Source organism: Acidobacteriota bacterium, from assembly GCA_009861545.1.
Lineage (GTDB): Bacteria > Acidobacteriota > Vicinamibacteria > Vicinamibacterales > UBA8438 > WTFV01.
Genome location: VXME01000088.1, coordinates 42,136 through 56,054, shown reverse-complemented (window position 1 = coordinate 56,054; position 13,919 = coordinate 42,136). Strand labels below are relative to the sequence as shown.

General features: G+C 69.2%; 11 protein-coding genes and 2 pseudogenes. 4 read left to right on the top strand and 9 right to left on the bottom strand.

Features of this window, described 5'->3' with window-relative positions:
- Nucleotides 1-25 precede the first annotated feature (25 nt).
- Both F4X11_14520 and F4X11_14515 read right to left on the bottom strand, forming a co-directional pair.
- Nucleotides 26-829 (bottom strand): AAA family ATPase, encoded by an 804-nt coding sequence (locus F4X11_14520; protein ID MYN66221.1) that lies wholly within the window; start codon nucleotides 827-829, stop codon nucleotides 26-28.
- Nucleotides 829-2,349, bottom strand: coding sequence for an AAA family ATPase (locus F4X11_14515; GenBank protein ID MYN66220.1), 1,521 nt, complete (start codon nucleotides 2,347-2,349; stop codon nucleotides 829-831). The genes F4X11_14520 and F4X11_14515 overlap by 1 nt, the downstream gene beginning before the upstream one ends.
- Before the next feature lie 146 nt (nucleotides 2,350-2,495).
- Between F4X11_14515 and F4X11_14510 the strand changes: the two genes are divergently transcribed.
- A complete protein-coding gene (locus F4X11_14510) occupies nucleotides 2,496-3,302 on the top strand; it encodes a creatininase family protein (GenBank protein MYN66219.1) in 807 nt (268 codons plus the stop codon).
- Between the two features lie 122 nt (nucleotides 3,303-3,424).
- Here the strand turns inward: F4X11_14510 and F4X11_14505 are convergent, their stop codons facing one another.
- The 5 genes from F4X11_14505 to typA form a co-directional block, all read right to left on the bottom strand.
- Entirely contained in the window at nucleotides 3,425-4,249 is an 825-nt protein-coding gene (locus F4X11_14505) for an SRPBCC domain-containing protein (protein MYN66218.1), read from the bottom strand.
- Nucleotides 4,246-4,854, bottom strand: a complete 609-nt coding sequence (locus F4X11_14500; GenBank protein ID MYN66217.1) for a helix-turn-helix transcriptional regulator — start codon at nucleotides 4,852-4,854, stop codon at nucleotides 4,246-4,248. Before F4X11_14500 ends, F4X11_14505 begins: the two co-directional genes overlap by 4 nt.
- 177 nt (nucleotides 4,855-5,031) lie before the next feature.
- On the bottom strand, nucleotides 5,032-5,493 hold the full coding sequence (locus tag F4X11_14495; GenBank protein ID MYN66216.1) for a hypothetical protein: 462 nt from the start codon (nucleotides 5,491-5,493) through the stop codon (nucleotides 5,032-5,034).
- On the bottom strand, nucleotides 5,490-6,401 hold the full coding sequence (locus F4X11_14490) for an aldose 1-epimerase (protein ID MYN66215.1): 912 nt from the start codon (nucleotides 6,399-6,401) through the stop codon (nucleotides 5,490-5,492). Before F4X11_14490 ends, F4X11_14495 begins: the two co-directional genes overlap by 4 nt.
- A gap of 71 nt (nucleotides 6,402-6,472) precedes the next feature.
- The gene (typA, locus tag F4X11_14485; GenBank protein ID MYN66214.1) at nucleotides 6,473-8,305 is read right to left on the bottom strand and encodes a translational GTPase TypA; all 1,833 of its coding nucleotides are present in this window, start codon (nucleotides 8,303-8,305) and stop codon (nucleotides 6,473-6,475) included.
- A 128-nt stretch (nucleotides 8,306-8,433) separates the two neighbouring features.
- Here typA and F4X11_14480 point away from each other — a divergent pair, with 128 nt between their 5' ends.
- Both F4X11_14480 and F4X11_14475 read left to right on the top strand, forming a co-directional pair.
- The gene (locus F4X11_14480) at nucleotides 8,434-10,584 is read left to right on the top strand and encodes a M3 family metallopeptidase (GenBank protein ID MYN66213.1); all 2,151 of its coding nucleotides are present in this window, start codon (nucleotides 8,434-8,436) and stop codon (nucleotides 10,582-10,584) included.
- Nucleotides 10,585-10,656: 72 nt separating this feature from the next.
- Nucleotides 10,657-10,837: pseudogene (locus F4X11_14475) on the top strand (hypothetical protein).
- A gap of 7 nt (nucleotides 10,838-10,844) precedes the next feature.
- On the opposite strand, the gene F4X11_14470 reads toward F4X11_14475, so the two are convergent.
- On the bottom strand, nucleotides 10,845-11,285 hold the full coding sequence (locus tag F4X11_14470) for a hypothetical protein (GenBank protein ID MYN66212.1): 441 nt from the start codon (nucleotides 11,283-11,285) through the stop codon (nucleotides 10,845-10,847).
- A 110-nt stretch (nucleotides 11,286-11,395) separates the two neighbouring features.
- Entirely contained in the window at nucleotides 11,396-12,604 is a 1,209-nt protein-coding gene (locus F4X11_14465) for a hypothetical protein (protein MYN66211.1), read from the bottom strand.
- 350 nt (nucleotides 12,605-12,954) lie between these two features.
- Between F4X11_14465 and F4X11_14460 the strand changes: the two are divergent.
- Nucleotides 12,955-13,836, top strand: a pseudogene (locus F4X11_14460) (hypothetical protein).
- The last annotated feature ends 83 nt before the right edge of the window (nucleotides 13,837-13,919 follow it).

Sequence of the window (13,919 nt, the reverse complement as noted above, 5' to 3'; positions counted from 1 at the left end):
GCCCAACCGGGCCTGACTAGAAAGTCTACGCCGTTCTACGGCGCAGACTCCTAGGTCGCAGACTCCGTTCGAGCAGGGGGTGCGTCGGGTCGAACTCCAGGGACACGCCGGTCGGCTGTCGTGGGAGGAGACGCCCGACGCGTGCGTCGTTGACGCCGATCTCGTAGCTGGAGAGCACCGGTTGCTCGTCGTCTGTCAGCTTGGCCTGGAGCTCAATCCATCCGGAGCTGGGTCTCTCGGACCCTTGGAACATTGACCCGTCGGCGTTTCCGCTCCGCACGTCCAGTGGTGATGCGAGCTTTTCGTCCAGCCCCTGGGGAATGCGCCAGTCTTCGAGGTTCAAGTCGAAACGGAGCCGCACGGGCCGAGCGGGATCGTGCGCGTGGACGAGGTTGCGGAATCCGCCCAGGTCGATCCGGTCGCCTCCAATATCGGTCTCGTGAACGTCGACGTTGCGATGGCTCAGGATCTCGTGCGCGTAGCAGAGCGCGTGGAGCACGGTGCTCTTGCCGGCGCTGTTGTTGCCGAACAGCAGGGTGATCGGCCGGAACTCGACCCGCATCGGGCGTCCGATGCCCTTGAAGTTCTCGATCTCGACGGCGGTGATCAGCGGGGCCGCCGCCTTCGCCAAGGGAGGCGCGGACACGTCGACACGCTCGTTTCCGTCCTGCGACGCGGCGACTGCCGAATCGGAGGTCCGGGCGACGGAGGCGTCGCCGCTCGCGCCGGCGGCAGCCGGGGCATCCGTGTCCGGGCGTCCATTGCGTTCTTCCGGCATGGTCTTGTCCGCCATCTCGTCCCAACGAGTAAGCAACGAGCGTGCCATCATCAGCGGCGCGCCCTGCCCGGAAGCGTCACATCGTACCGCTTCATCCAGTTCGTGAGCGTCTGGTAGCTCGGCAGGCCGACGAGCTCGGCCGCCCGGGTCTTGTTGCCGTCGGCTTCGGCCAGCGCGCGTTCGAGGTAGTGGCGGGCGAGATCGGCAACCAGGGTCGGCAGCTCCAGCCCGTTGCCCAGCGGCCGGCCGAGCAGGTTGCCCCGTTCGTCCTGAACCGTCCTGAGCAGCTCTTCCCGGACGTCGTCGGCGGTGACCGCCGCGCCGGGCGCCCACAGTGCCAGCCGGTCGATGGTCGCCTGGAGTTCCCGCACGTTGCCGGGCCAGGGGTGCCGCAACAGAAGGTTCCTTGCCGGGGGAGAAAGAGTCTTCTGCTCGACGCCAGGCTGATCGGCGAACTTGCGGTTCGCGGCAGCGAGGAAGTGGTCGATGAGCGGCGTCAGGTCTCCCTGGCGCTCGCGGAGCGGCGGGAGTCGAACGATGCCGGTTGCGATGCGGTAGTAGAGATCCTCCCGGAAACGACCTGCCGCTACCTCGGCCCGCAGGTCACGGTTCGTGGCGGCGATGATCCGGACATCGACGGCAATCGACTTGTCCGATCCGAGCCGCCGGACGGTCTTCTCCTGCAGCGCGCGGAGCATCTTGACCTGCGCGGGCAGCGGGAGCTCCCCGATCTCGTCCAGGAAGAGGGTTCCGCCACCGGCGGCTTCGAAGTGACCGGCGTGCGGGCGAACGGCGCCGGAGAACGCGCCGCGGGCATGGCCGAAGAGCAGCGATTCGACGAGTCCCTCCGGCAGCGCGCCGCAGTTGACCTCCTCGAACGGTCCGCCGCGGCGGCGGCTCTCGGCGTGAATCGCGCGTGCGAACAGTTCCTTGCCGGTGCCGGACTCGCCTTCGATGAGCACGGTGACGTCGTGCGGAGCGATGCGCCGGGCGCGCGTGCGGGCGCGGCCCAGCGCCGGGCTGCGACCGATGATCCGGTCGAACGCCGGCGACTCGGGCGGCAGCCCGGCGGTCAGGCGGGTCAGCTTGTCGTCGGTCTCGCGCAGCAGCGCCGGCACGTACTCCGCTGCGATGTCGAACGGCACGGAGACGGTCCGGACGCCGGTCTTCTCGTGCGACTGGATCAGCTCGGCGGGGTAGCGGGTCTTGGCGAGCAGCACCCAGATTGCCTGCATGGCCGGGGTGCCGGGGCTGACGTGGATGGACAGATCGACTTGCGGGGCAAACGTCTCGCGAGCATACTCCAGCGCGCGAGCCGCGGCGGCGTGGATGGCCCCATAGTCGGTCGGGTCGTCCAGCGGCTCCGGTCTCAGATGGACGGGGGGTGCGTCCATCTCGGCCAGCCAGTCCACGAACGCGCGGTTCTGCGGCGGTTCGTAGTTCGACAGCAACACGAGTGCGTCGAAGGAACGGGCGGCTACCACGCTGCCGATGGGACCGGGGCCGGGCCTTCTGCCGTTCGCGCAGTCCAGATCCGTCTGGCCGATCCAGGCAGCGAGCACGGCGGTCACGCGTTGATCATAAGGTTTCTGGCGTCATGGGGAGGGAAATTCATGTAGCACGACGGGTGATGCGGCATGGAAGACGAGCCGGCAGCGAGCCGATCGAGCGGGCGAGCGGTAGACTAGTCGAGCGTCACCCAATCACGGAGACATCCATGCGATTCGCACCGGCTCTGATTCTCGGCCTGACCATTCTCAGCCTGACCGTCACCCCACTGGCCCAGCCGCCCGACACGGTGTTCCTCGAAGAGCTCACCTGGACCGAAGTGCGCGACAAGCTCGCGGCAGGCGTCACGACGGTGATCATCCCGACCGGCGGCACCGAGCAGAACGGGCCGCACATGGTGCTGGGCAAGCACAACTACCTGGTCCGGCACAAGGCGGGCGAGGCGGCGCGGCGGCTGGGCGACGCGCTGGTGGCGCCGGTGATGGCGTACGTACCCGAGGGGAACGTCGATCCGCCGAGCGGCCACATGCGCTTTCCCGGCACGATCACGACGCCGCCCGAGGTGTTCGAGCAGGTCCTGGAGTACGCGGCGCGCAGCCTCCGGCAGCACGGGTTCGTCGACATCGCGCTGATGGGAGACAGCGGCGGCAACCAGGCGTCGCAGGCGGCGGTGGCCGAGCGGCTCAACGCAGAGTGGGCGGGCGCATCGGCGCGCGTGCACCACCTGACCGACTACTACCCGGGGCCGGGAGACGAGTGGCTCGTCGCGCAGGGCGAGCGCGAGGAGGACGTCGGCTCGCACGCCGGCATGCACGACACGTCGACCCTGCTGTTCCTCGAGCCGTCACTGCTGCGCATCGACCAGATGGCGCCCGGCACGCGCGGCGACGGCAGCGGCGTGTCCGGGAACCCGACACGCGCGACCGCCGAGTACGGCGAGCAGATCATGGAGCTGCAGATCGACGCGGCGGTGCGGCAGATTCGGCGATTGCGCGAGACCAGTCGCGGAAGGTAGCTCCCGGCGCGGCGGATCGTAGGCGGTGCCGTCGCCGTCGGCGTTCGTGCCCGGGCCCCCTGCGACCCGGCGGGAGCCGCCCCACCGCGTTTCTCGATCTCAGGGTTTATCGCGTCCGATCGTCAGGTCGTGTCCCTCTGTTCCGGCGCCGGGAACCGCCGCTTCATCCACGCCTGCCACGCCGGCTCCTCACTAGCAGCGACGGCGGCCGCCGCGTCGCCGTACAGATGGATGCCGAACGACGTCATCACCTGGTCGTCCATCGTGTACACGGTGGGTGCTGCGATGCCGGGCAGCGGGTGGTCGAGCCGGAGCAGCGCGTGCGGCGACGTCCCCTCCACGATGCGCTCGACGGCCCCGGACAGCGGCGGCGCGCCGTCGGACGGCGTGCGCCAGGATTGCCCCTCGGCGGCGCCGGCGAGACCGAGCGCATCGAGCAACGCCCTCCACGCGTCGCGCGCGGTCCCCGAGGCGGTTCCCGTCACGCGGATGATCGCGGCGGACTGCCCGCGGAAGTGCTTGAGGTAAAGCTGCAGGATACCGAAGAAGCAGGGCCAGTTGGCCTCGATGCCCTCGAGCTCGTCGTCCCAGTCGCCGGTGTCGGCGAAGAGGCTGTGGACGAGACGCACCACGCAGGTGCCGCCGGCGCGCGGCTCGATCGTCCACTCGGTGGCGAGCGCCGCGGCTCCCGGTCGCCAATCTGGCGGTTCTTCGATGCCCAACCGGCGCGGCGGTTCCCAGGCAGTGACCGTGCCCGGGGCGTCCACGCCCGGCTCCATGTGCCAGACGATGCGTCCTCCGGGGCGCTCTTCCACCTCCGCCGGAAAGAACCAGGCGGAGATGCCGGGTCCGGTGGCGATCGCCTGCCAGACCTCCTCGGGCGTGCCCGGGACCTCCACTTCGAGCTCGATGGACCGGCGGCCGGACGCGCTGCGTTTCACGGTCATGGTGTCTCCTCGGTGGTTGGTTTCGGCGTGGCCGGTCTGGCATGCGCGACGACCACCAGGCGATGCCGGCGGCCCCCCGGCGCCGTCTCGTCGTGGTAGCGCGCGACGAGCCGGGCCACCGTCGCGGCGAGCTCCCGACTGCACGCGGCGCGCTCGGCCGCGGAACGGAAACGGATCTCGGTGTCGATAGACAGCGTCGCCAGGCGCTTCCCGGCCTCTCGCGACCGCCGCAGGAGCTGGCTCGTTTCCTGGACGATTCGTGCCCCCAACGCGATCAGGTAGCCGGCGGACAGCCGATCGCGCGTTCGGGCCGGGTCGCTCGCGATCGGGCCCAGCGCCGCCGGCGAGACGACATACGAGGCCGCCCTGGCTACCAGCAGGCGCTCGGTCAGTCCTCCCCACCTGCGCCGTTCCGCCTCCTCCACCAGGCCGTGCCTTTCCAGCGCGCGCAGGTGGTAGTTGACCTTCTGCCGGGCCAGGCCGACCCGGGCGGCCAGCGTCGCGGCCGAGATCGGCTCGGCCATCTCCGCCAGCAAGCGGGCCCGCTTCGGGTCCAGGGTCGTCATCGCGGCGGCCGGATCATCGATGACCTCGACGTCGAGCATGCGCGGCCATTGAACCATTGACAAAACTATTTGTCAATGCTCGAGGGGAGCATCCCCGAACAGTCGGTCGACGCGCTGCCATTCAGGGTTGAAAGCGATCTGCAAATGCACGGCCGGGCGCGGCGCAACAAGGCTGAGGCGGCCATCAGCGCGCGGCGCGGCAAGGCGAGGCGGCATTCAGCCCGCGGCGCGCCGGCGGGCTCGAACCCCGACCTGCCACAGCGACACGAGCGTGAAGACGAGGAACAGGCCGTCCGCGACGACGTTGACGGCCCCGGAGAGTCCCGACAGCGCCAGCAGGTAGATCATCACGTAGATGATGCCGCCGCCGGCCACGAACGCGAGCACGTTCCCGAGCCAGTGCCGCCTCCAGAGCAGGGCGGCCGTCGCCACGTAGAGGGGAACGAAGAACATGTCCGGCCAGATCAGCGTCTCGTAGACCCCGGCCGGGAACGCCGCCGGGCGCTCCCAGGTGCCGTCGAGCACCGATACGACGGCGAACGTCTGGAACAGACCCCAGATCAGGAACCAGCCGATGGCGAACCAGGGCCTGGCGATGTCTTTGCGTGCAGGCAGGGCAGGACTCGGTGGTGGCGTGATGGGTGTGTCGGATGCAGGAACCGGTATTCGGCTGGTCACGCCAACTCCGGCGTGAACGTCACATCCCCGGCGGCGGTCTCGCCCGGCGCCAGCACGATGATGCCGGTGTCCGTTCGGCCGGCGTCGGCCAGGTTGAAGCCGTCGATACAGTTGGTTGCCGGCTCCACGCAGAAGAAGTCCTGGCCCGCCGGCGTGTAGACGACCAGGCAGGCATAGGCCGGGTCGGCATCGATCCGCAGCCGGGCGTTCCACTCGGGCCAGGCGATGATCGCCCGCCCGCCGAAGCCGACGAAGTTGTTGTCGAGCGGGGTGGCGTCCGGGTTCAGGCCGGCGCCGTCGAGCAGGAGTTGCGGGGGCGGCGGCACGAGGTTGACCGGCATGAGGCCGGCGTCGGCCTGCCACATCTGGCCGACGTCGGCGCGCACGGTAGCGCGGGGCGTGCGGACGAAGTAGGGATGGAGGCCGAAGCCGACCGGCATCGGCGCCGACGCCTCGTTGGTCACCGTGAACCGGACGCGGAGGCGTTCTTCGGTGAGATCGAACGCCTGCTGCGCCGTGTAGGTCCAGGGCCACGCGTCGGCCGGGTGACGGTACTCCAGCGTCAGGGTCGCGTCCGACTGCGAGAGGACGGCCCACGGCTCGCGCCAGGCGTGCCCGTGGATGGCATGCGGTTCGGGCCGGAAGTTCTGCGGGAGCTGGATGGTCCGCCCCTGGAAGCCAAACGCGGCGTTGCGGATGCGGTTCGAGAACGGCACCATCGGGAAGCTCGACGTGCCGCCGGCCGAGCGGTTGGCGATGGCGTCGGCCGGCGAGGGGCGCATCCACTCGATGGTGGTTCCGCCGCGCTCCGATGCGTAACGGGTGATGGAGCCGCCGACTTCCGGCGCCACGGCGAGGCGCGTCGAACCGGCCCGCAACTCGATGACTTCCGGCGTGTCCTGCGTCATGGCGGGATCGTAGCCCGACAATCATCGCCGAACGCAACCACAGGGCGGCGCTGCGGCCTCCGATTGCCGCGCTACGGCTCCTTCTTCGGCCGCATGTTCGTGGCCAGGACCTCCTTGCGCAGCCGGATGCTGCCGGGCGTGATCTCCACCAGCTCGTCGTCGTTGATGAACTCGATCGCCTGCTCCAGGTTCAGCAGCCGCGGCGGGACGAGGCGGATGGCCTCCTCGGCGGTGGAAGAGCGCATGTTGGTGAGCTTCTTCTCCTTCGTCACGTTGACGTCGAGGTCGGCCGGCCGCGCGTTCTCGCCGATGATCATCCCTTCGTAGACCGGCGTGCCGGCGTCGAGGAAGATCTCGCCGCGCTCCTGCAGGTTGTAGATCGCGTAGGCGGTCGCCTTGCCGGCGCGGTCGGCCACCAGCGCCCCGGAGGGGCGGCCGGGAATCGGGCCGTTCCACGGCTCCCAGCCGGCGAACAGGTGGTTCATGATGCCGGTGCCGCGCGTGTCGGTGAGGAACTGCGAGCGGAAGCCGATGAGCCCGCGCGTCGGAATCCGGAACTCCAGCCGGATCCGGCCGCTGCCGTGGTTCACCATCCGGGTCATCGTGGCCTTGCGGTTGCCGAGCTGCGCGATGACGACCCCCTGGTAGTCCTCGGCCACGTCGATGACCAGTTCCTCGACCGGCTCCTCGGTGCGGCCCTTCCTCTTGCGGGTGACGATCCGGGGCCGCGAGACCTGCAGCTCGTAGCCCTCGCGGCGCATCATCTCGATGAGGATCGACAACTGCAGCTCGCCGCGGCCGATCACCTTCAACTGCTCCGGCGAGTCGGTGTCCTCGACCCGGATCGAGACGTTGCCGACCAGCTCCCGCGCCAGACGGTCGCGGAGATTGCGCGAGGTGACGTACCGGCCGTCACGCCCCGACATGGGCGAGGTGTTCACGCCGAAGACCATCGAGACCGTGGGCTCGTCGACGTGCATCGGGGGAATCGGCCGCGGGTCGTCCGGGCTGGTGATGGTCTCCCCGATGGTGATGTCGTCGATTCCGGCCAGGCAGATGACGTCGCCCGCCGCCGCCTGCGCGACCTCCATCCGTTCCAGGCCGTTGAAGACGTAGAGCTTCGTGACGCGGGTCCGCGCGACTGCGCCGTCCAGCTTCGAGACCGCTATCTCGTCGCCCGTCGCCACCCGGCCGTTGACGATGCGGCCGATGGCAATCCGGCCCAGGTAATCGCTCGCGTCCAGGTTGGCCACCAGCACCTGCAGCGAGGTGTCGGGATCGCCGGCCGGCGGCGGCATCCGCTCGGCGATGGCGTCGAGCAGGGGCCGCAGGTCGCGTCCCGGCTCGGCGGGCTCGGTACTGGCCGTACCCGCCCTGGCGTTGGCGTACAACACCGGGAACTCGATCTGCTCCTCGCTCGCGTCGAGGTCGATGAACAGGTCGTAGATCTCGTCGAGCACCTCGGCCGGCCGCGCGTCCGGCCGGTCCATCTTGTTGATGACTACGACCGGCGGCAGACCCTGCTCGAGCGCCTTGCGCAGCACGAAGCGGGTCTGGGGCAGGGGACCCTCGGACGCGTCGACGAGCAGCAGCACGCCGTCGACCATGGTCAGGGTGCGTTCGACCTCGCCGCCGAAGTCGGCGTGGCCCGGCGTGTCGACGATGTTGATGATCAGGTCGCGATAGCGGATGGCCGTGTTCTTGGCCATGATCGTGATGCCGCGCTCGCGCTCGAGGTCGATGTTGTCGAGGGCGCGCTCCTCCACCCGTTCGTGCTCGCGGAACACGCCGCTCTGGTGCAGCATGGCGTCGACCAGCGTGGTCTTGCCGTGGTCCACGTGGGCGATGATCGCGATGTTGCGGCGGAGGGGGTTGGCGACGCCGATGCCGGCGGGCGCCCTCATGGGGCGGAGCGCCCCGACGAAACGGTCACACCTGCATTATCTCACGGCATCTCCCGCCGCCGCGGGTTGGCCCCAAAGCTGCTATCGTTGACGGTTGCGGAACAGTTTTCTGTCGGGAGGGTGTTGGCATGAGAGGCAAGTCCCTGGGATTGGCGGCGGCGGTCGTGGCGCTGATGCTCGGCTCCGGCGTCCCGTTCGATGGCGGCGCGATCGAAGCCGCCGGGCAGCAGGAGATGACCGAGAATCCGTTCTTCACCGAGAGTACGCTGCCGTACCGGTTGCCGCCCTTCGACCGGATCGACAATGCGCACTACAGTCCGGCGTTCGAGCGCGGGATGGCCGAGCAGATCGAAGAGATCGAGGCCATTGCCGCCCAATCGGAGCCGCCGACCTTCGAGAACACGATCATCCCGCTGGAACGCTCCGGCCGGACGCTCGATCGCGTCGCCCGGACGTTCTTCAGCCTCGCCAGCGCACATACGAACGACGCCATCAACGCGACCCGTAACGAGATGGCGCCGCGGCTGGCCGCGCACACCGACGCGATGTTGCTGAACGCGGACCTGTTCGCGCGGGTGCAGGCCCTCTACGACCAGCGCGAGACGCTGGGGCTCGACGACGAGGCGCGGCGGCTCGTCGAGCAGTACTACGTCGACTTCGTGCGGGCCGGCGCGCGGCTCTCCGAGTCGCAGAAGGAGCGGATGCAGGAGATCAACGCGGAGCTCGCGGCGTTGGGGAGCCGCTTCACGCAGAACGTGCTGGACGAGGTCAACGCCTCGGCGGTGGTGGTGGAGACCGAGGAGGAGCTGGCCGGCCTGTCGGAGAACGAGATCGCATCCGCGGCCGCCGCCGCCGCCGCGCGCGGCCTGGAGAACCGGTACGTCATCCCCCTGCTCAACACCAGCGGCCAGCCGGCGCTGGCGTCGCTGGAAAACCGCGACCTGCGCGAGCGCATCGCCCGGGAGTCTCTGGCCCGCGGCAGCCAGGGCGGCGAGTACGACAACCGCGAGGTGATCACCACGATGGCGCGGCTGCGGGCCGAGCGGGCCGCGATGCTCGGCTACCCGAACCACGCCGCCTACATTCTCGAGCGGCAGACCGCGCAGACCGTCGAGGCGGTCAACGAGCGGCTCGCGAGCCTGGCCCCGCCGGCGGTGGCGAACGCCGAGCGGGAGGCGGCCGATCTGCAGGCGATGGCCAACGCGGAAGGCGCCGACCTGGAGTTGGCCGCCTGGGACTGGTCCTACTACACCGAGAAGGTGCGGGCCGACCGCTACGCGTTCGACGCGTCGCAGCTCCGCCCCTACTTCGAGATGAACAACGTCCTCGAGGACGGCGTCTTCTTCGCCGCCACCCGGCTCTACGGACTGACCTTCGAGGAGCGGCCGGAACTGCCGGTTTACCACCCCGACGTGCGCGTCTGGGAGGTGTTCGACGTCGACGGCGAGCCGCTGGGGCTGTTCCTGGGAGACTTCTACGCCCGGCCGTCCAAGCGCGGCGGGGCCTGGATGAACGCCTACGTCTCGCAGTCGCACATGCTCGGTACCTTGCCGGTGGTGGGCAACCACCTCAACGTGCCGAAACCGCCGGCCGGCGAGCCGACGCTGCTGACCTTCGACGAGGTGACCACGGCGTTCCACGAGTTCGGCCACGCCCTGCACGGCTTCTTCTCGAACGTGGAGTACCCCTATTTCGCCGGAACCGCGGTGCCGCGCGACTTCGTCGAGTATCCGTCGCAGGTCAACGAGATGTGGGCCACCTGGCCGGAGGTCCTGGAGAACTACGCGGTCCATTACGAGACCGGCGAGCCGATGCCGGCCGACCTGCTGGAGCGGGTGCTGGCGACGCAGCAGTTCAACCAGGGCTTCGCCACCACCGAGTACCTCGCCGCGTCGCTGCTCGACCAGGCGTGGCACCAGATCACGGCCGACGAGGTCCCGGCCGCGGCCGATGTCGAGGCGTTCGAGGCGGATGCGCTCGAGGCCTCCGGCGTGGCGCTCGACGCCGTGCCGCCGCGCTACCGCAGCACCTACTTCTCGCACATCTGGAGCAGCGGCTACTCGGCCGGCTACTACTCCTACATCTGGAGCGAGGTGCTCGACGCCGACTCCGTCGAGTGGTTCAAGGAGAACGGCGGCCTGCTGCGCGACAACGGCGACCACTTCCGGCGGACCCTGCTGTCGAGGGGCGGCAGCGTCGACGCGATGACGCTGTTCCGCGACTTCAGGGGCGCGGACCCGGACGTGCGTCCGCTGCTGATGCGCCGCGGGCTGAACTGATGGCGCGCATCGGATGTCTACCTGAGCCATGAGGACGACAGGCGGGATGCGGGTTCGCGGATGAAGGACACGATACGACCCGAGTACGACTTCTCGGGTGGTAGGCGCGGGGTGACCGCTCGCCGATATGAGGAGGGAGCCGATGTGGTCGCCATCTCGCCGGACGTCCTCGACGTGTCTCCTGACGAGTGTCGCCGTCAATCGGGCGCTTCGGGCGCTGGCGCCGATCGTGAGACGCCAGCGAGCGGTGTGACGGCCAGTTACCGCAACCCGTTGTGGAGCAGGTGACGGGCCTCATCGACCCAGTGTTCGGCCCGAGCCTGGAGGCGCGAGGCGAGTTCTGCCCGCACGTCGCCGGCGACGTGCGGGCAGGTCTCCGCGACGTAGACGCGCCAGTTGGCGACGTAGGTCTTGAGCCACGCTGCATACTCCCGTCGCGCGAGCGTATTGTCCACGGCCGCAAGTCCCCGCCGCGCCCAGGTGTCGAACCGCATCGTGGCGAGGTCGAGCCAACGATGTGCGTACGACTCTGAAGTCGGAGCATCCGCGCTGGCGGCGGCGGACTCGTCGTCGTAGCGCCGGAGCGCGGCCCTCGCGTGGGCAGTCGCCTCTTCCCAACGCGTGTGACGGAGATCACCCGCGGGAAACGGATTGCCGCCTTCCACCGGATCCCGGTGCGACCAACGCGGCGCGGCCGACATCCGCGGTAGACCTTCGTTGCTGGGCCGTTCGGGCATCTGCCTTCCGACCCGGCCTCACGCCTCGGGAGCGATGAGGGCAACCGCCGGGAAACAACCGGAGCCGCTGGCGGCTAGGGGACACCCAGGAATCGTTCGATCCCCGCTCCCGAGGCGTTGTCGAAGGTCGCCGGGTGCGGTCCCGTTCCTTCCTCGTACCGCTGGTCCGCGATGCGCGCCGCGCGGAGCAGCGCCGGAAAGCCGTAGTTGCCCTCGTGACACCGCGGCTCGTAGTAGATGCGGTTCAGCTCGTCGCTCTGCTTGCGGAACTCCTGCCGCACCGTCCAGGGGCTGACCCAGACGGTCGGGTCCTCGATGGTCACCTCGTACTCCAGCGTGTCCGGGCCGGTTCGCGTCCAGCGCTCGACCAGATGCAGGTTCTCGCGGGATCCGCGGAAGTCCCGTTGCGGGCTGAAATTGGTGACGTCGACGACCAGCGTGTCCCCTTCCCAGTGGCCGCGCGAGTCGCCCCACCACTGGCGAATATGGTCGGGGAGGTGCGGGCTGCCGTTCATGACGATGTTGCGCTGGAAGCCCTGCCCCTGGCCGACGTCGTAGAAGATGGAGATCCCGCCGGGGGTCTGCACGATGCGCCGGAAACTGCCGCCGAACGCCGTGCCGAACTCGGGAATCTGCCCGGCCATGCAGCGGTCCCCGAGCGCCCCGTCCTCGGGATGGTCGTGTCGATTCATCCGGGTCGTGTTGTACCGGGGAGGCGGCTCCGACCGGCGGGGTGAAGGGGTCGGGTCATATGTGCCCCCGGCGCATGGCGCGAGCTCGTTCCGGCAGGTCTCGGTGGAGCGGAGCAGCTCGAGGCGAAACTCGCGCTCCGCCGCGGCCCGCGCCCGGGCCTCCTCGGTCAGAGGAGGAATGCGGCCGTTCGGCGGGTCGACGATCAGGGACGTGCGCCGGCCCATGTGCTTGAACGACAGGAACGCATCGCTGTACGCGCCGGCGACGTCCCGCTCGCTGCCGCGCGCATTCCTGCGGTCGCCATCCGCCTGCTGCTGGTTGTCGAGGGCCGCGGCGCGGCGCTGGTCGATCTCGGCGTACTCCTCGTCCGTCAGGAGCTCGCGGTTCCCGTAGCGCTCCGCCCGCTGGAGCGGGATGTCGAACTCTTCGGTCCAGATCCCCTGGAGGTCGGGCTCGCCCCAGGGAGTGCGCGGTGACGGTTCGGACCGGGACGCCGTCTGTCCCAGGAGGGCAATCCCGATCACTGCCGACAACCCGAAAGACACCGCCAGGACCGTGCTCGCCAGCCGAACGTACTCTCGCACGCGCATTTGGCGCCTCCCACTCCGACCAGGTTTGGCTCGTCGAACCTCAGACTACTCCGAACGCGAAGCCGCCGCCAGCCCTTCGACGCGGCTCTGCGTAGGTTGGCGGGTCGCTGTCGTTCACGGCCGGCGCGGGTCCGTGGTTCGCCGGGGACCGAACGACGCTGCCGTCGGCACCGGCCTGCGGGCGGTCCAACAGGGCGGTCGGCGGCTTCTCGAGCATCTCCGCAAGGCGAGGGGCCATGATATCGTGTCGGTTATCGCGCGAGGGCTTCCGCGGTGGCGTAAACGACTGTCGACACTGCGCTTTGCCACGCGGACGCTCTTCCGGCGGGACTGCGGCCCGGGAGGTCGACATGCGTTATCGCCATGCCGGTACGTTGACCGCCGTCGCCCTCGGGGCGGCGGTCGTGGGCGGGACATTCACGTTGTCCATCGGCCGGATTGCGGGCCAGACCAGCCGGCCGGAGCGTCCCGAGCGGATCGAAGGGCGTCCGAATCTCAGCGGCATCTGGCAGGCCAACAACGAGGCCAACTGGGACCTGGAATCCCATGCCGCCCGGCCGGCGATGATCACCCAGCCCGGCGTCTATCCCTACGAGTACGCCCGACTGCCGGCGCCGCCGGTCGTCGCACTCGGCGTGGTGGCTTCGGTTCCGGGTTCGCTCGGGGTCGTCCAGGGTGACGGGCGGATCCCCTACACGCCGGAGGGGCTGGCCCGGAAGCGGGAGAACGCGGAGAACTGGGTCGACCGGGATCCGGAGATTCGGTGTTACCTCCCGGGCATTCCGCGCGCCATGTACATGCCGTACCCGTTCGAAATCACCCAGAGCACGAACAAGATTCACATGGCGTTCGCCTACAGCGCGACCGCCCGCACGATTCACATGGACGACGTGGAGCTGCCGCCCGACTTCACCTGGATGGGCCACTCGGTCGGCCGCTGGGAGGGGGACACGCTGGTGGTCGCGGTGGACAACTTCCACGACAACGGCTGGTTCGACCGCGCCGGCAATCACCACAGCGCAGCGCTGCGCCTCGAGGAACGCTTCACGCTGGTGACGCCGAACGTCATCGACTACGCCGTGACGATCGACGATCCGAACACCTTCACGCGTCCGTGGCGGATCGCCATGCCCCTCTATCGCCGGATGGAACCGAACATGCAGCTCCTCGAGTTCCGCTGCCAGGAGTTCGCCGAAGAGTTCATGTACGGCCATCTGCGCAAGGAGCCGCTGGTCACCCGCTGGGAAAGCGCCACGATGGACATCGAGGTCACGCGGAAGATTCCGGAGGGGGACGCGTTCTACGAGTGGTACTC

Bases quoted from the DNA above. Each gene is read 5' to 3' on its own strand.
- F4X11_14520 (MYN66221.1), bottom strand. From the start codon at position 829: ATGATGGCACGCTCGTTGCTTACTCGTTGGGACGAGATGGCGGACAAG.
- F4X11_14510 (MYN66219.1), top strand. From the start codon at position 2,496: ATGCGATTCGCACCGGCTCTGATTCTCGGCCTGACCATTCTCAGCCTG.
- F4X11_14505 (MYN66218.1), bottom strand. From the start codon at position 4,249: ATGACCGTGAAACGCAGCGCGTCCGGCCGCCGGTCCATCGAGCTCGAA.
- F4X11_14500 (MYN66217.1), bottom strand. From the start codon at position 4,854: ATGCTCGACGTCGAGGTCATCGATGATCCGGCCGCCGCGATGACGACC.
- F4X11_14490 (MYN66215.1), bottom strand. From the start codon at position 6,401: ATGACGCAGGACACGCCGGAAGTCATCGAGTTGCGGGCCGGTTCGACG.
- typA (MYN66214.1), bottom strand. From the start codon at position 8,305: ATGAGGGCGCCCGCCGGCATCGGCGTCGCCAACCCCCTCCGCCGCAAC.
- F4X11_14480 (MYN66213.1), top strand. From the start codon at position 8,434: ATGAGAGGCAAGTCCCTGGGATTGGCGGCGGCGGTCGTGGCGCTGATG.
- F4X11_14470 (MYN66212.1), bottom strand. From the start codon at position 11,285: ATGTCGGCCGCGCCGCGTTGGTCGCACCGGGATCCGGTGGAAGGCGGC.
- F4X11_14465 (MYN66211.1), bottom strand. From the start codon at position 12,604: ATGCGCGTGCGAGAGTACGTTCGGCTGGCGAGCACGGTCCTGGCGGTG.